This is a genomic window from Burkholderia sp. RF2-non_BP3, from assembly GCF_001522185.1.
GTDB classification, from domain to species: domain Bacteria; phylum Pseudomonadota; class Gammaproteobacteria; order Burkholderiales; family Burkholderiaceae; genus Burkholderia; species Burkholderia diffusa.
Map to the genome: position 1 here is coordinate 1 of NZ_LOSU01000030.1, position 15711 is coordinate 15711.

Below are 15711 nucleotides of genomic sequence, written 5' to 3' on the forward strand. Positions count from 1 at the left end.
GTACCTGCGTGTTGATCGCGAATGCGTCGGCCACCGCAACGATGTGCGCAAACCATCGATTGACGAGCGGGTCGGACAGTTGCGTCGCGCACCGGAACGATGGTCGATCCATCTCTGGATTCCAAAAACAAAAATGGCTGCACGAGGCGGAAGCAAACGAAACAACCCGGCCGAAGCCGGGCTGGAAGTGGAAAAGAAGGATACTATCGGTGGACGGCGGTTAACTCGGTTTGAGTCGATTTCGTCCGTTGCAATCGGCTATCAAAGATCATTGCATCTACTATCTCCTTGCCTTCGTCAGTGCGCACGCCCAATGACTCGCTGATCTCATCACGCGATTTTCCGCTCTGCACCATCGCTGCCCCGTGGCACGAAATAGCAAAGCGCTCCAGTTCCAAGCGCACTTCCTTATGGTGCAGGCCGTAGTTGTAGGCGACCATATCACATGGTTCGCCTTGGCTCATCCGCCATCGCGCCACAGATTGTGCGTGACAAACTGCCCACTCCAGTTCCTCTCGAGGAGAGCACCGGGAATACCAAGTGTCCGAAACTACATGGGTCGCTGGAATGCCGTGTTCCCGTGCGACTCTCGGACACGGCGTCCCACGCATCACGCGTGCGCACGCGATCACCATCGCCAGCCCAAGAGATGAATTGTCCGATGTCGCTTTTCGTAGATTTCCCGCAGCCGCGCGCATGAGTGCGTGCCCTTTTACGTAAGGGATCTGGCTCTCGTCGATCCATGTCGCGACCCGGATAAGGTCATCAGGCACCCGCAGCTTGACGCGATTCACTTCGTCTGCAGAAAGGGGGTACGTTTCAAAGCGCATCGCTTGAGGAAATCTGTTTTCTGCGCAAGCGAGTTCGACAATATCTGCGCGGATCTGATCCACTTCGGGCCTAGCATGTTGTCCCGCTTGCCCACGAACAGTAATAGGCACTGAAGCCCGTGAAATGCCGGATGCAGGATACATTAGCCTCCCGATTTTCAAAATTTATACTATCGCGCGGTTACGCGAACGGTGCTCTCTGATACCGATCAGCCTCGCCGTGTAATGACGTCCTTCAAAGAGCGCTTACGTTCAACTGTGTATCAATCACAGCTTCTCGTTCCGAAGCCGGTCACATATCCTGATCTCGACCGAGCAGTGGCTGGCAAGGCATAACCATCACTACGGACACCTCGGCCCCCCATAGGACCCGAACGAATTTCTCGAGCCGATCCTTCAACAGCTCGATCAGCGCCTCGCCCTCCTCGACGAAGCTGTGGCGAATGGTTCGATCCGTGTCGATGCGGCTGTTCGCCTTGAGCCGATGGCGGCCCAGAATCCAGACACGCAAGCCGATCAACTTCGACGCCAGATCTTCGAAGCGCATCCACCAGGTCAATTTCCCGAGATCATCCTCGAAATCGACAGTGCGACACAGTTCAGCTGGACCCTGCTCGGTCGCGAGCCGCGGTCACGCACCGAGTTGCTGATGGTCTATTCAGCAATATTGGCTCACGGCACCTCGCTGACGGCTGCTGAAATTTCTCAGATGGTCCCGGAAGTGTCGACTGACGCGATTCGTCAAATGATGAAGCGTCTCGCGGACGAACGGATGCTGCGTGCAACCTTCTCGCCAAACTGCTGCGCTGCCGTCTCGATCACGTCCGCGAAGTTGCTGCGTCCCTGCAACATCGCGATCCGGTCGATCAGATCGAGCGACAGAAAACCGTGGCCGGTTTCACGCATCGCGACCGATAGCTTCTCGCCGCGGCGAATGCCCTGCCAAAGTGGTCGAAGTCGAGATGCAAACGATGGGGGCGCCAACCTGATCTGCTGTTCAAGTGCTGTCGCCTCACCGATGCCCGACTTGATCTGCCCTGAAAGCGTGTCCAGCCACGACGAGCCGATCAGCTCACGATACAACGTGAACGGGAACGCGTGCTGATCGAAGAACGCTCGACCCGGTCCCGTCCAGCGCGGCAGCGCGATCGGGCCAAGCCCGAGCGTGCCCGCGACCGGAGCGAACCAACTGATCGCGATCCACCCGACCACGTACAGCACGTTGGTCATGAACAACCACTGTTCCGGCGAAATCGCGTCCATGAGCGTTGGTGCCACATATGCGCCGATCATGTAGAAAAAGCCATACAAGCCGCCGGAGTATACCGGCGGCTCGGTAACCGCCTGCACGATCAATCCCGGGATACGGCCCACGCGGTCGTGCAGGTCGAGAATCTGTCGCATCGCTTTCGGGTAAGGGAGGAATGCCGCCTCCGCTAACACGATATGCATCGTCACGGCCATCGACGGCTCTTATGGCGTGATGTATGGTCGCGCTTCGCGCAGCGTTTGAGCGCGCCGAGGGATGTGATTCGTTATGAGAGGGTGGGCCCTCCGTGGATGAACTCCACTGGCTTCCCCGCGCTGCATCCTGGAGGTGCAAGAAGCGAGGGCCCAAAGTCGGCGGTAAGGGAATGCCGCCCGATGTTCGGGGCGGCAGGTTCCAAGCACCATGAGTTGTAGACAGGGAAAGCAACTGTCCACGGCGCAATACTACCCAGCGACGCGAGCGTTGGCGATCGGAGATTGCGGCGATCGGGGGCGGAATAGGCTGATTTTTGATGGTTCAATCAGGAATCGGATTCTTGTGGCGGGTTGGGACGGCTATGAATGGCCCGCGCGGCATGGGGAGTCCGCGCCGGCCAACGTGCTCGACGCGTGGCTTGTCGAACTTGATCTTCATGTCCCGCGGGTCGAGGCGCACGCCGATCAAAGTGCCTGGCTTCAGAGCCTTTTGGGTCCGGGGATCAATCACGTACGACAGAGGGAAGGTGCGTGCCTCGACTGAGCGCAGAGCAACTCGCGCCATCAGGTCGAACAGCAGCTGCTGGGACGCAGAGCGCATCGATTGCGCGCGACCTTCAACTGCTCTGCGGTCAGGAATGCAGGTTCCTTGTCCCACTCGTCGAGCAACACTGCCGGTCGGCTCAACGGCTTGCGGCCGCCTGTGACAGGGGCCAGGTCATGCCCGATGTCGCTCACGGCGATATCGGAGTAGGTGAAAGGCAAGCGATCGATCCGCCCGCGCTCATGTGGCCACCGGTACATTGCCGCGACCAATTCCAGTCGGCCGAAGCCGGGTTGAGAGTGGGAGAATCTTTAACGCCGAGGATGATACGACATGCAGGTTACGCTCGTGGTCCGAACTTCGAAAGTACATAATCGACTTGTTCCTTGCCGTCGCTTGTGGACACGCCCAGCCTCGCGATGATCGCATCACGCGACGCCCCTTGCATTGCCAAAATTCTGCCGTTTTTAACGATCGACTCTAGCTCTAGCCGTCCGCGTGCGTGCACACTGCGAACATCATGCTTCTCTGCAACGTCATTACACGGCTTGCCATTGAGCACGCTCCGTAGGGCTGCGCTTTCCCGATCCAATACACTATGTTCCAAGTAGTCGTACATAGTGCCAGGAGATATTTCAAACGCAATACCGTGCTCCGCAGCGACCCTGCCACAGGGGGCGCCGCGTATTACCCGTTCCCGAGCAATCAGCAATGCGAGTTCAGAACTCGAATTTTGCACCGTCGCAATTCGCAACCTTTCTGCTGCCGCGCATGTGAGCTGGCGCTGTTTTTCACCGCTTTTTCCGCTCTTGCTAATCCAATCCGCGACTCTGCCCAGGTCACCGGGAAGCGTCATCTTGACGTGCATTTCTTCGTCAACTGAAAGCTGCGGGGCCATGCGAGCAACTTCGGGAAATCGATCAGGATAACAAGCGATGTCTACGATATCTGATTGGATTGAGTACGCAACAATAGAGCGCCCGGTGACCAACAGCGAAGATTGAGCCAACCGTTCCGTAGAGTTGAATGCTGGCGCTGAATTCCGTGAAGGGGCGGATACAGGTAGCATGAGTTTCTCCGTAGTCAAAATTCAAACTATCGCGCGGTTACGCGAACGATGCTGCCTGATACTGATCACCGTGGCACGCGTCCAGCTTGTAAGGTGGAGTGGGCCGTCATTGGAGCGGCTAACACAACTGGACACGATGCTCGTCAGTCCGTACTGTTGCGTGCATAGCAAGAAGAAAGATCAGCAACGAATTGTGGACGGTGCTCCAACCGCTGATTCCGGAGTTCGAGCCTTCGCCCAACGGTGGTCGGCGTCGTTCGCTCGATGACCGTGCCGCGCTGAACGACATCCCGTTCGTGCTCCAAAGCGGTATCCCTTGGGAAGACCTTCCTTGGGAACTCGGATTCGGCAGCGGGATGACTTGTTGGCGTCGACTCCGCGAATGGCAAGCCGCGGGGGGCAGACCACGTGTGGCGATGCTGCACCGCTTGCGCGAGGACGATCAAATCGATTGGGGGCGAGCAAGCATCGATGGCGCGAGTCCGGTGGGCAGGAAACCGGTCCGACCCCAACGGACCGGGGCCAATTAGGCGCGAAGCGGCACCTTATAGTCGACGTTCGGGCTGTTTCGCTGGCGATCACCGTGAGCGGTGCCAATCGTCACGATCGGTGATGTTTCGAACCGACGTTGGACGCCATTCCGGCCGTGCCTGGCCTGAATGGAGGAGCGCGTAAGCGCCGGACTAATTGCATGCTTGAAAAGAATTCTCAATCATGAATTCGCAGGCATTCACGTACGCGGGATGCTACTCGCACGACGGCTCACCACTCACGCCAGTGCCCTCTGTCTGACAAGTTTCGACCAGCCGGTGCAGTTCGACACGCGCTTCGATGCAGTGGATCCCCAGTGCTAACGCTGTTTGCTCGAAAGTTGCACCACGCAACACCATACCGCTACCGACTGTCCCGACCGCCTTCATCTCTAGCGCAAGCACAGCTTCGTCGCACGTCAGGCCATGTTCCGACGCCACCGTGTCGCAAGATTCTCCACGCATCACACGTGCACCGGCTGGTCCGTGCACAATAGACATCTCCAGCTCAAGTCGCGTGCGCCAGAGCTGAAAGACCGTGGCGAGTGACAACTCTCTCGTTGGATGGCGAAGCCAAAATCCGTGGTCCTCTTCGACCTCGGAGCACGGCGTCCCACGCATCGCACGCGCATGAGCGATTTCCCGCGCAAGTTCAACGGAGGTATTTGACGTGGTGGCTTGCCTGACACTATCACCTGCGATACGGACAAGCCTTCGCTTGATTGCCTCGGGAAGACTGCTTTCAGCCATCTGATTGGCGATCCGAGTAATATCTTGCGGGATGTTTAAGGCGCCCCAGTAAGCGTTAGCCGACAATGTTTGCAGCGACGCAACGCGTTGCTCCCCGCGCCGCGATGAATTGCACGCTGCATCTATGATATCCGCTCGCGTTCGCTCGCTTCGACTGTGAGATGAAGTTCGCTGGACAAGGGTATACGGACTTCGTGATCCGCTTGCTTGACTCGGTACCATGGCGTCCTTCACGATATTTGAAAATGAATGTGCTCCCTCTATCGCCTCCGTGCTGCCGAATTTCGATCTGTTCGTTACCAGAACGCCCTTTTTACCACCGCTCGTGCGCACACGATCGCCGTGCCCACCATCATCAGCGTCTCGGGCGCATCGATGGCGCGCTGCATGTGGATCGGCTTGAAGAGGTTTGCCGCCGTCACGCCAATGATCGAGAATCCGAGTAGACCCCACCAGCCGGTGGGCAGGCCACGCGCGATTGTGATCCAGATGCAGACCGCCGCGACGATCGAGTTCGCGATCAAAAATGTCGTCACCATCATGTGGCTTCCGGCAGGAAATGTCGCCGCACCCAGTCGGTCACCGCGCCCGAGGTGATCAACCGGAAGGCCTCCTTGGTCAGGCGCAGCCCGAACAGGCCAATCAAGAAGCCGATCGACTGCTGCTTGCCGTTGCTCGTGATGCCAGCCATCGCTACGATCAGCGGCTCCATGACGTACGCGATCGCCACGCCTGTGACAAGCGCTGACACCTTACAGCGTATCCCGCGTGTATTGTGGGGGTGACCATCTCATTAAACCCGCACCGCCAGACTGGCCGATGCGGGGTCAACATACTCGCCAACCCGCTTCAATAGAGGGCTGGCCAGATTCACAACGTTCTTGCTTTGAACACGTCCGGATCCATCGACGCATAAATTCGTACGATCATTGCACCAATCACGGTCGAAAATTCCTCCGTCGATCCGTCTCGCACCACGCCCACCGTGAGCGTTGGATCGCCCACCAGGTTGAACTCCACCGACGTCTGCGTGGCTCGGATGACGACTTCCTGCACATGATGCGTTTTGGGCAGCCAACCCGGTCGGGCTTCGAGCGTCAAGCCCACTGCAAACCGAATCGACCGATCGTCGCCCTCTATCTTCGCTGCTGGCACCATCACGAATTGACCGTCTTCCACCACGCCCAATTCAACATAGTGGTGCAACACGCCGTTGGCATCCCGCCACGTCGGCGACGGCAACGCCAAGGCGGCCTCGAACTTCGTCGCGAACCGTGCAATGCATTGCTGCAGATAGCACCGATATTCGCTTTTCGCCTCCTGGTATGCCTGATACCGCGCGCTCAGATCCTGATAGGTTAGCATCCGCGTTCTCCCGATCGGGGCAAAGCTCAGCATTCTATCGTCCTAGTCGAGCGCGCTCTTGTGAAAACCGCGCAGAAAAAATCCGGCACCAAGCCGGGTTGTGTCGAACATCGCAGTCAGCGTTCAGGTCGTTGGTGCCACATCCTTCTCGCAGCAAGACTGACCTGCCTGATTTCTTAGGGTCATTTCAATCTTGGGGAGCGGCCTCGATTCCTGGGCCGAAAGCCGGAAGAAAGCTTCATCAACTTTGTGCCCGCATGAACGTCATTTCCGCCGCGTTGGGCATTCTTGCCCGCGCCGCCGCGATCTAAGCCTGCTTTGACCCACTAACAGTCGATCTTGCAAGCGCGTCCACGCGCTCCGGTGCCCTGGGCGCGACCTCGGGCGGTTGACATGCTCAGGCTGCAGCCACCTTGCAGGTCCGTTCTCGTATAGAACTTCCGATCGTCAACATGATCGTTTCTTGTCGCATGCCAGACGAACTTTCAAATCCCGGCACCAGCCTCACAGAGAGTGAAGTTGGTGCGCTTCGGTCGCCCAATCTCCCGTATGCCGCATGGCAAGTACGGGGCTGAAGACGCGACCTGCTAACCGACTCACTGAATGTGTCAATGTCTACAGGAGAAACGATGTTCTCAATTAGCCGTACTGGTAGCGGGCAAGATACGATGTCGCATCATTTGATTTCTCAGAACTCGACCGACTCGCCCCCCTCCGAAAGCGACTCCGACGAGGATACGCGCAGCACCATTCGGAGCGCATTAACACGCATACAACCTGCTCTCGAATTCCCGTCGTTTGAGGGGAAAATCCGTAGGGAGCAATCGAGCGCGCTGAGGCGCTCTGCGTCGGACACAAATTTGCAGGATGCGGATTTGTCGCCCGCACGTCTTCGAGTCAGAACCGTCTCGATGGCTGGGGTGGCGAGCTCTTCGAGCAACACCAAAGACACTCAAATGATTCCCTTCACGCCACCACGCGAGTCGGATATTCCAAACCCAACCGAGAACCCCGAATCGGTCACGACGATGCAAACCGCCAATGCGATGGCCTCGGGCACCCTACGTGCCACTGTGGCTCAAATTGCCGGTCATGCCGCCGGAATCGGTGTCGACATTGGCGTCCAAAGTCTGCCCAACACGGCAGCCTATTGGGGCACCGGTATCGCACTTGTTCCGCTGTCGGCCGCTTTGGCCGGCGGCTATATGGGGCACCGCTATGCACAACACCATTTTCCGCTCGACCCGGTGCGACGCAAGTTATACGCGGGTTTCGGCGCGGTATTGGCGGGAGGCGTAACCTTGACCGTGTTGCCGATATCTCAACCGAGCGCGTGTTTGGCCGGCGTTGCCGGCGCACTGAACAGCATGTCGTCGTCGTGGGTCAATGCCGGCGTGACGAGCCTGTTGCGAGGACTGGGTGGACGCATGAAGTTGCAATTCCCCGAACGTCATGAGGGGGGGTGGGCGTTGCTCGCGCCTTGGGTCGGGTCGGTCGCGGGCGCATTCGGTGCGGTAGGTAGCACCTTGCTTAGGTCGTCACGAACCGTACTCGGCGGTCTTGAAGCCGCATTGCATGGTGCAGTGATTGGATCTGTGGCGAAATCGGTGTTCGAAACGCTCGCCGCTCGATGGTCGGCCACATCACACAACGCGTGCGTCTACGCGCCGCACCAAGCTGTATTCACACGTCCGGATGCGCGATCATTGATTCGAGGAGCTTGGTCTACCGCAACCGTTGGCATCCCCAACATCATGTCGTCACATTTGAAAAAAATCCTGCATTCTCCTGATGAGGGGCGTCAGACTTACGATGTGTGCAGCGCGATTGCCAGTTCCGTATCTGGCAATCTGGTCAGCAAAATCGGCTGGGGGCTGTACGTCGATGCCCCGCAACGATTGGTGCGGCAACCACGTGACGTCGAAACTGGCGACCAACATGTCGAACATACGGAGTAGCATCTGCGCAACGCTCTCCTCCATGTTCAGCGTATGGACCGTCAAGCGAAAGTCGCCCACTAATTGATGCGAGATCAGATGACGATCGCATTCATCCAACCAGCCTCCGGTCGTCGATTGGGCAATCGGCAAGTTCAAGTGCGCAGCAAAACCGTCGCTTGAATCGATCGGGGGCCAACTTCGCGTTTCGCGTGCGAGCAACGCCCACTGTCCGCCACCGGGTCGCGACTGCACGCTCAATGCCCGACGAGCGCGTATTTGGCGACGTACAGGATCTCAACCTCCAGAACAATCAAACATTCCAATGTGGCCTCGGTACGAGATGTAATGCAGATATCTGTATTGCGTCTATGGGACGCTAGCCATGAGAACGACACTCGACTTGAACGACGAACTTGTAACGAAGGCCAAGCTGGCCGCGGCTCGCTAGCACACAACGTTGACCCGGCTCATCGAAGAGGGGCTTCATCTTCGCCTTCGTGACCAACCGTCCCGCAGCATGCCCGCTCGTTTGCCGATCTATCGCGGCAAAGGCGGCTTGATAGCCGACATCGACAGCACTAGCAACAAGAGCATGCTGGAGGCTGCTGACGATGACGCCAATATTCTGATCTGGACGTGCAGCCGTACTACGGCACTGACGCGAACGCGATCGCGACGCGCGCGGCGCACACCGCTTCGCTAACAATGGACCAACCGGTCGACATCATCAACGCGACGATCGACGAGTTAATCGCGCGCAATATCGAGCTGCCAGCGTTCTCGACGCTCGATCGGCTGACTGAGCAGATCCACGCCCGGGCCCGACTCTTCAAGCGCGTTACGCGGCGCCTGACCGACCGGCTGCTCGCGCGCGATTGGTCGAACCGGCAAACGGCCTACAACCGAATCAAGCGGCATGCCAAGCGTCCGTCCCGGCAGCACTTGGACCTGCTGATCGACCAACTCGCCTGGCTTGAGGACCTCGGCGATTTCTCGCTGTTCACGGCGACCATCGATTGGACGCTGATCGAACAGCACTGGCAGGAACTGATGCAGGTCGCGCTGTCGATCCAGGCCGGTACGATTTCGTCGCCGCTGCTGCTGCGCCGGCTTGGTTCCGAAAGCCGCAAGAACCGACTGTACCTGGCCGCGCGCGAGCTTGGCAACGTGGTGCGCACCGTGTACCTGCTTCAGTGGATCGGTAGCCTTGAGCTGCGGCACGAGGTGACCGCGAACACGAACAAGATCGAGTCGTACAATGGGTTCGCGAAATGGCTGGACTTCGGCGACGACGTGATTGCTGAGAACGAGCCGGAGGAGCAGCAGAAACGGCTGCGCTACAACGACCTGATTGCCTCCGCCGTCATCCTGCAGAACACGGTCGACATGATGCAAGTGCTGCGCGAGATGGTCTCAAACGGTGAGAACGTACGCGCCGAGGACATCGCTTTCCTGAGCCCGTACCCGACCCACAACATCCGGCGCTTCGGTCACTATAAACTACACCTCGATCGCCGCCCGGAAGCCTGGATCAGAGATCCGCTATACCGCCACGCACCCCGTCGCTATTCGCCCCGCCCATGACTGCACGTCCAGCCACAACGACCACATTTTTCGGCGGCGTCGACACCGCGGCGCTCGCGCGGCTCGAATCGAGCTATGACACGACACGCCTGTTGGCCACGGTCGACATCGTCGATCGCATCCGAACCCAACTGTACGATCCCGAAGGACTGCGCGACGATCTGCTCGAAATCCATAGCATGACGCACTCCGTGCTCAACGGTGCATCGATAGCGCCGTCACGCCGCCGCGGTGCGCTGCCGGAGCGGGTGCTGGAGGCGTTGGATCTGATCGACGAATTCGTTGATGAACTCACACGAGTGCGGACGATCCTCGAGCCGCTCGATGCATTGCAGCCGGACGAGGATTTTGGCGAAGATTGAACAAAGACCTTGCCTGTACTGATCTCCAGAAATTGGACCTATTAGCGATCGGCGATCTTAAGGCAGACCCGATTCGGGAAGTCATCATCCCGCTCGTCGAACACCGCATTTGTCGATGATGCAGGAGATACCAGGTGGTTTATCAATGCCGTTACAATGTGGCTCATGTGGCTATTTGCTCAACGGAAAAGTTTCCTTCTGCGCTGCAAGCGGTGGGGAGTCTGCTCCGAAGAGATTCAAGACCATCACCTTCGTCAAGAACATGAGGTGCACTATTCAACTCGCATGCGCTCAACAGCATTAATAATATCGGGATTTCTCAAGTTGTCGGATTTAAACGTCTCCCTTGCCCAATCGAAAAGAAGCGCGCCATTCGCAATGTGCCCGGCTTGGCCGCTATTTTTTAAGAAATTATTGAGAATTACACGCGTTCGCGGAAGTAAATGAAAGTGAATATTTGAAACCTCCTCTCCAAATGACAAACAATAAACACGCTCGGCCGCGGTATGGCGTTGGATCAGATCGGTCGCAAAAGCTAGCTCCCCTCCCAAAGCACTGAGGACGGAAGAGGAAAGATCAGAAAATCGATCCGCTGGTGCAATCGGTGACAAAATCAGATATCCGCATATGCCAATCGATGACGAATGCTCAAGTCGAAATCCATTTTTTTCACGAATTATTAAACGCCGACCAGAATCGGCGTCTAGCGGCCTATCAGATATTGGCATTGAAGCTATCTCCTATAAATTTCCAATTTCCTTGGTTTTTTCCACTAACTCCATAACCCTGAGAGAGTCTTGAAGAGTTATTGATGGCACCACCTTGCCTTCAATAACATCGAAAAAATGATCTAGTTCTTCTTTAAGTGGATCAATGGCAAGTGACGCCGCCTCCAATGACCGGCTATCCCTTCCTGCCCTCGATGCGCTGCCCAAACAACAACGTGACCAGCTGCTTGCTCGGCTGACGTCGCACAGCCTTGAGGTGACGAGCGAAGCACACCCTAACCTTGTCATGCCAGCGCCGGATCGTTTCATGGCTCAATACGATGTTGCGCTCGAACAGCAGTTCTTTCGATGTCGCGCAGGCTGAGCTGGAAGCGGAAATGCCAACCAACCGCCTGGCACCGGTGGGAAGAGGGGCAGCCATGTTTTAGGTCAGTCAGATTGACGAAATTCTGATGCATCTGGATCTGTGTAAATTATCTTAAGATATATTAAATTTGGTTAGATCGCTTTCATGCTCCTATGCGTGTCCTTATAATTTTCCCGTTCGCCACAACTAAATGTGGACGCTTATTGATGCCCTCTTCCGCCTAAAGGCGGAGGATTCCAACCACTGGCAATGCACGTCCGCATCGGAGAATGTTCAACGCCGCGTTGGTATCACGATCATGCATGACACCACATTCACGGCGCCCACTCGCTAGCAAGAAACGCCTATGGGGCGAGAACCGGTTGAACCTCACAACCGAGGTCGTTCAGGCTGCTTCAGCAAGAGCTGGTTCTGGTGAGTTTGGCGGCCGACACGTTGCCGACCGCGAGGTAATCGAAGCGTCGCGCCAGATCGAGTGCGAGCTTGTGCTGGAAAGCGGCGCGGGCAGTCGCTACGTTGGCGTGCAGCTTCGCGATATGCCGCCGGTGCTTTCACGTTCGTTGGGCCTCCGCCAGTTTTGCGGTCGCGCGCTGGCCGAACCAGACATGAGGCAGTGTCTCGCCGGTCGAAAGTGTGGCGACGTCTTTCGGACCGAGATCGATGCCGACGCCGGGGCGGATCGGGCGAGCCGGAACATCAGGCATCTCGAACTCGATGTTGAGAAACCAGTGACCGCGCGCATCCCGTGCAAAGTTAGTGCTGTCTTTGATCTTCCCTTCGGGAAGCGGCCGGCAGCTGAACACGCGGAAGGTGTGGGCGGCGAAGCGAAACGCGTTGCCCTCGCGTTTCAGGTGGGTACCCAGCCAAGCGATTTGCGACCGCGATAGCGCAGGTACCGGCGACGGCGCTGGCAACGCGACTGCGCGTATTGCTCGTAGGTTGCGTTGACCGTGCCGGCGTGGATGTCGAATTCCTTGCTGCTGCCGGTGGTCAGCACGTTCAGGTCGAACCCTGTCGGCCATTTCTTGCCCCACTCGAGCGCGTGATTCTGCGTGTCGTTGCAGAAGTTCCACATGTAGCTCACCGCACGGCTCCGTTTGTTAAGCAGTCCGTTGAGCGATTTCACCCGGTACCGGTAGACAAGGATCATGCCGATCACGCTATCGTTGGAATGCCGTTTGTCAACGGCACTCCTTTCCTCCCCGCCATGCGCCCCGAAGGAAGTCCCCTTGGGGAATGGCGAGGTTTCTCGGAGCAACTGATGAATAAATCACTGATCTCTGCAGCATGCTGGATCGTCGCGCTGGGAGCGGCGTTTCCCGTGATCGCACAGGAAGCCCCTCAAGCATCGCTTCCGCTTCACATGATGGGCCCGGGGCCGGTCATCGGCGGCAGCGCCGATTCCGGTTTGACGAGCCATATCGTCCGGCAGCCGGATGCGCCACTGACCCGTGTGCTCGTGATATACGAAGACGCCACCACGGTCCGCTCGCCTTCTTCCGCCAACGATCTGGCACGCGACCCGGGTACGTACACGACGGACGGCGAGGTCATCGTCCAACTCGCACCGTCGGTCCTTCAGGCATACGGCATTGAAGCACGGGCCCGTTCAGTCAAAACGAACCTCGTTGCAACGCTTCTTGCCGATCACCAGCAGCAGGATCGCCTGCCCGTCCTGCTCCTCAGAGATACCGGCACGCAGGATGGCATTCATGCAACGCTCAAGATTATGGCATCATTGATTGACGGCGACGGCACGCCACTTTGGACAGGCGAGGCCACCGCCAACTATATCGGCATGAAGTGGGGCAAGCGTGACGTCTACGCGGAACGGCAACATGCGGCCGTCGCCGCGCTGCTGCGCAAAATCGCTGCCGATCTGCACGACCGGCGGATCATCGGCTAAGTGTTCACGAGAAGTTGGTTTGAAGTTTGGTGCCGTACCCGGCCAGTAGGTCGGCCAGCTCAGTGCCGATGGGTTCCTTGGTCCAGGTGACGAAGCATCGCCATGGCGCTGTTACGTTGGCGGGGTGTACGCGTAACATGATGCGATGACGAAAACGAAATCGCCTTATCACGCGCATCGGTTTCCGCCCTAGGTTTCAGCCGCTGCGGAACACGGCAATCATATTGCTGCTCGCGAGGACCGGGATGCGGGCTGCGGAAGTCATGCCCTCAATCTGGATGAAGTGGCCTGGGCCGACGGCATCATTCATATCCGAGGGGCGAAGTTTTGTCGTGACCGGGACCTGCCGCTCTTCCGCGACGTCGGACGCGCATTGCTCGCTTACGTCAAACGGGAGCGACCTCCGTCGTCATACAGGACGATCTTCCTGCAAGCGGTACCGCCAGCGCGACCATTCACAGACTCGAGCGCAATTTCCAAGATCGTCCGCCGGGCCTTGAAACGCGCCGATATCGCTCCCGCACACGGTGCTGCACATCTCTTGCGCCATGCCGCGGCAACAACCATGCTGACGCGTGGTTTGAGCTTCAAGAACATCGCCGACGTGTTGGGCCATCGTCCCTCCAGTCCACCGCCATCTATGCAAAGCTCGCCATGCCTTCGCTGGCGCGAATTGCCGTGCCGTGGCCGGGAGACAGATCATGAACGGTGAGGAACTTCAGGATCTGCTGAGCCGCTACGTCGAACACCGCGAACTGCTGAGTTACCGGCATACCCATGGCGGAGTTCTCGCACGCTTCGTGCGAGACTATGCCATCGAGCAGCCAGGCGAATCGATCAAGACCAAGGAGGTGCTCGAATGGGGCACGCGGGTTCACCGTGCACCGCCAACCCAGCGGCTATCCTCAGTGCCCTGCAGGGATTTCTGCGTTTCGTAAAGGCTATCGATCCGGCAACTTCGGTCCCCGACAACCATCTGCTGCCATCACCGCGTCGCAATCCCCCGTACATCCTGAGCGCAGGCCAATTGCAATCGATCCTGCGCGCGGCGGCGACTGCGCGACCGCGAGGAGGCCTGCGCGTCGACGCCTATGTCGCGGTACTGGGGCCGCTTATCAGTTCTGGGCTACGCGTCAGCGAAGTGCGGCAGACTCGACGGGATTGAGTTGGAAACCAATGCAGCTGCCCGATGACCCTGCCACGATTCCACATATAGAAAGAAGTTTGATAACTTTTTGTGTGTACGGAGAAAAGCGTGCCAGAGAAGCTGATACCAAGATGGTAATACACGAAGGAATTCAAAATGGAGGCGGTACGGTGAGCCTAGAGCGTTGGCCGGCATGAGGCCGCTTGAAGGCTGGGCGTGCCAGTGGCCACGTTGGGAAACAGGTTCGGTGATCTGCGCAGTGGCAACACGCAGACGGCGGCAAAGCCGGCTGCCAATGCGCCAGTGTGCAGCCGTCGTCCGGTCAACGATCTGGAAGCTGGGGTCAGCAGGCTGCGCAAGGAACTGGCCAGCGCGAAGCTGGCCATTTTTTGCATGGCCGTATTTGACAAGCAAAAAATAAGGATAGGGGAGTAAAGTTCGAACTCCAATAATCGATTGGACTTTTTTCGAATACTGACATCGCCGATTCCCATCGCTTGTACTCTATGCTCAGCCCACTGACCTCGCGCATCCCGTCCAGCCACGTTGCTATCTCGTCGACTGCAGTCGACCACCTATACTCGAAAGACAGTCGCCCTCCCCTCGCTCGCGACCTTGCTCGAATCTCGAACACCTTATCTGAAATGTTGTTATCAGAAGGACTTGGACATACACTGAGCGATTGCGGGTCGTTGCTCAAGAATACTATTGAGGAAGCTCAAGCCCTCTACATCAGATTGCGCAAGGCAATCAATTCTGACACATGCGAATTGAATGCCAAACACAGAGAGCTCTCATTCGCCCTAATGAATCGTACCGTAGTCCTCGGAAAATCCGGAAATTTCCTTCTGCATGAGAATAATGTCCTTAAACGTCGCCCATCCGGAATTTCCCACTACATTAAAATGGCCACCTCATCCACCTATCGAAAGCGCGTCAGTAACACCAAGAAGTACTTTGACAACACCAATGCCGTCATTATCAGAAATAAATTGGACGGAAATATCAAGAGACTTAACGACGATTCGAGCAAAATTCTCACTAACATTTGGGCCATAACAGAGCAACACTCAAAAGTCAGTAGCCTCTTGAAAGATCTACGCAAAATTGAGCAGCAAAAGTCCA

The 15711-nt window shown here is 57.3% G+C and carries 14 protein-coding genes and 7 pseudogenes; 10 read left to right on the forward strand and 11 right to left on the reverse strand.

Features of this window, described 5'->3' with window-relative positions:
• Positions 1-203 precede the first annotated feature (203 nt).
• Complete coding sequence (locus WS45_RS34990) at positions 204-893, reverse strand: hypothetical protein (RefSeq protein ID WP_156437159.1); 690 nt, start codon at positions 891-893, stop codon at positions 204-206.
• Positions 894-1092: 199 nt separating this feature from the next.
• Here WS45_RS34990 and WS45_RS33505 point away from each other — a divergent pair.
• Positions 1093-1614, forward strand: a pseudogene (locus WS45_RS33505) (Tn3 family transposase); the annotation flags it as partial.
• On the opposite strand, the gene WS45_RS14600 reads toward WS45_RS33505, so the two are convergent.
• From WS45_RS14600 to WS45_RS34995, 3 genes are all read right to left on the reverse strand, one after another.
• Positions 1572-2294 carry a type II secretion system F family protein gene (locus tag WS45_RS14600; RefSeq protein WP_059524567.1) on the reverse strand — a complete coding sequence of 241 codons (723 nt, stop codon included), beginning with the start codon at positions 2292-2294 and terminating at the stop codon, positions 1572-1574. The pseudogene WS45_RS33505 and the gene WS45_RS14600 sit on opposite strands and share 43 nt — an antisense overlap.
• 564 nt (positions 2295-2858) lie before the next feature.
• Complete coding sequence (locus tag WS45_RS36120; protein WP_257127610.1) at positions 2859-3059, reverse strand: hypothetical protein; 201 nt, start codon at positions 3057-3059, stop codon at positions 2859-2861.
• Positions 3060-3178: 119 nt separating this feature from the next.
• On the reverse strand, positions 3179-3907 hold the full coding sequence (locus tag WS45_RS34995; protein WP_156437161.1) for a hypothetical protein: 729 nt from the start codon (positions 3905-3907) through the stop codon (positions 3179-3181).
• 164 nt (positions 3908-4071) lie between these two features.
• Here WS45_RS34995 and WS45_RS33510 point away from each other — a divergent pair.
• Positions 4072-4586: pseudogene (locus WS45_RS33510) on the forward strand (IS5 family transposase); the annotation flags it as partial.
• 67 nt (positions 4587-4653) lie between these two features.
• On the opposite strand, the gene WS45_RS14610 reads toward WS45_RS33510, so the two are convergent.
• From WS45_RS14610 to WS45_RS14625, 4 genes are all read right to left on the reverse strand, one after another.
• Positions 4654-5187, reverse strand: coding sequence for a hypothetical protein (locus tag WS45_RS14610; protein ID WP_156437163.1), 534 nt, complete (start codon positions 5185-5187; stop codon positions 4654-4656).
• A 296-nt stretch (positions 5188-5483) separates the two neighbouring features.
• Positions 5484-5729 carry a hypothetical protein gene (locus WS45_RS14615; RefSeq protein ID WP_059524571.1) on the reverse strand — a complete coding sequence of 82 codons (246 nt, stop codon included), beginning with the start codon at positions 5727-5729 and terminating at the stop codon, positions 5484-5486.
• A complete protein-coding gene (locus tag WS45_RS33515) occupies positions 5726-5899 on the reverse strand; it encodes a hypothetical protein (RefSeq protein WP_156437165.1) in 174 nt (57 codons plus the stop codon). Before WS45_RS33515 ends, WS45_RS14615 begins: the two co-directional genes overlap by 4 nt.
• Positions 5900-6057: 158 nt before the next feature.
• A complete protein-coding gene (locus WS45_RS14625; protein ID WP_059524573.1) occupies positions 6058-6585 on the reverse strand; it encodes a hypothetical protein in 528 nt (175 codons plus the stop codon).
• Positions 6586-7508: 923 nt separating this feature from the next.
• Between WS45_RS14625 and WS45_RS35000 the strand changes: the two genes are divergently transcribed.
• The 4 genes and pseudogenes from WS45_RS35000 (at position 7509) to tnpC (ending at position 10438) form a co-directional block, all read left to right on the forward strand.
• Positions 7509-8510 carry a hypothetical protein gene (locus tag WS45_RS35000; RefSeq protein ID WP_156437167.1) on the forward strand — a complete coding sequence of 334 codons (1002 nt, stop codon included), beginning with the start codon at positions 7509-7511 and terminating at the stop codon, positions 8508-8510.
• Between the two features lie 618 nt (positions 8511-9128).
• A pseudogene (locus WS45_RS36125) lies at positions 9129-9287 on the forward strand (DUF4158 domain-containing protein); the annotation flags it as partial.
• A 201-nt stretch (positions 9288-9488) separates the two neighbouring features.
• Positions 9489-10076: pseudogene (locus tag WS45_RS36130) on the forward strand (Tn3 family transposase); the annotation flags it as partial.
• Positions 10073-10438, forward strand: a complete 366-nt coding sequence (gene tnpC / locus WS45_RS14640; protein ID WP_059524579.1) for a Tn3 family transposase post-transcriptional regulator TnpC — start codon at positions 10073-10075, stop codon at positions 10436-10438. The pseudogene WS45_RS36130 and the gene tnpC, both read left to right, overlap by 4 nt.
• 272 nt (positions 10439-10710) lie before the next feature.
• Here the strand turns inward: tnpC and WS45_RS35005 are convergent, their stop codons facing one another.
• The 3 genes and pseudogenes from WS45_RS35005 to WS45_RS14650 form a co-directional block, all read right to left on the reverse strand.
• Positions 10711-11166: a hypothetical protein gene (locus tag WS45_RS35005; protein WP_156437169.1), complete on the reverse strand. Its 456-nt coding sequence runs from the start codon at positions 11164-11166 to the stop codon at positions 10711-10713.
• Positions 11167-11398: 232 nt separating this feature from the next.
• A pseudogene (locus tag WS45_RS14645) lies at positions 11399-11624 on the reverse strand (hypothetical protein); the annotation flags it as partial.
• Between the two features lie 129 nt (positions 11625-11753).
• Positions 11754-12683: pseudogene (locus WS45_RS14650) on the reverse strand (RNA-guided endonuclease InsQ/TnpB family protein).
• A 111-nt stretch (positions 12684-12794) separates the two neighbouring features.
• On the opposite strand from WS45_RS14650, the gene WS45_RS14655 reads away from it, so the two are divergent.
• The 4 genes and pseudogenes from WS45_RS14655 to WS45_RS35015 form a co-directional block, all read left to right on the forward strand.
• Positions 12795-13439, forward strand: coding sequence for a hypothetical protein (locus tag WS45_RS14655; protein WP_156437170.1), 645 nt, complete (start codon positions 12795-12797; stop codon positions 13437-13439).
• A gap of 274 nt (positions 13440-13713) precedes the next feature.
• Entirely contained in the window at positions 13714-14151 is a 438-nt protein-coding gene (locus WS45_RS36540) for a tyrosine-type recombinase/integrase (protein WP_373557183.1), read from the forward strand.
• The gene (locus WS45_RS35010; protein WP_156437172.1) at positions 14141-14377 is read left to right on the forward strand and encodes a hypothetical protein; all 237 of its coding nucleotides are present in this window, start codon (positions 14141-14143) and stop codon (positions 14375-14377) included. The genes WS45_RS36540 and WS45_RS35010 overlap by 11 nt, the downstream gene beginning before the upstream one ends.
• A 365-nt stretch (positions 14378-14742) precedes the next feature.
• Positions 14743-14973: pseudogene (locus WS45_RS35015) on the forward strand (IS3-like element ISBvi3 family transposase); the annotation flags it as partial.
• Positions 14974-15711 lie beyond the last annotated feature (738 nt).

What these genes read in the sequence shown, in the direction of transcription:
- WS45_RS14600 (WP_059524567.1), bottom strand. Translation starts at nt 2,294, where the DNA reads ATGGCCGTGACGATGCATATCGTGTTAGCGGAGGCGGCATTCCTCCCT.
- WS45_RS34995 (WP_156437161.1), bottom strand. Translation starts at nt 3,907, where the DNA reads ATGCTACCTGTATCCGCCCCTTCACGGAATTCAGCGCCAGCATTCAAC.
- WS45_RS14610 (WP_156437163.1), bottom strand. Translation starts at nt 5,187, where the DNA reads ATGGCTGAAAGCAGTCTTCCCGAGGCAATCAAGCGAAGGCTTGTCCGT.
- WS45_RS14615 (WP_059524571.1), bottom strand. Translation starts at nt 5,729, where the DNA reads ATGATGGTGACGACATTTTTGATCGCGAACTCGATCGTCGCGGCGGTC.
- WS45_RS33515 (WP_156437165.1), bottom strand. Translation starts at nt 5,899, where the DNA reads ATGGAGCCGCTGATCGTAGCGATGGCTGGCATCACGAGCAACGGCAAG.
- WS45_RS14625 (WP_059524573.1), bottom strand. Translation starts at nt 6,585, where the DNA reads ATGCTGAGCTTTGCCCCGATCGGGAGAACGCGGATGCTAACCTATCAG.
- WS45_RS35000 (WP_156437167.1), top strand. Translation starts at nt 7,509, where the DNA reads ATGATTCCCTTCACGCCACCACGCGAGTCGGATATTCCAAACCCAACC.
- tnpC (WP_059524579.1), top strand. Translation starts at nt 10,073, where the DNA reads ATGACTGCACGTCCAGCCACAACGACCACATTTTTCGGCGGCGTCGAC.
- WS45_RS35005 (WP_156437169.1), bottom strand. Translation starts at nt 11,166, where the DNA reads ATGCCAATATCTGATAGGCCGCTAGACGCCGATTCTGGTCGGCGTTTA.
- WS45_RS14655 (WP_156437170.1), top strand. Translation starts at nt 12,795, where the DNA reads ATGAATAAATCACTGATCTCTGCAGCATGCTGGATCGTCGCGCTGGGA.
- WS45_RS35010 (WP_156437172.1), top strand. Translation starts at nt 14,141, where the DNA reads ATGAACGGTGAGGAACTTCAGGATCTGCTGAGCCGCTACGTCGAACAC.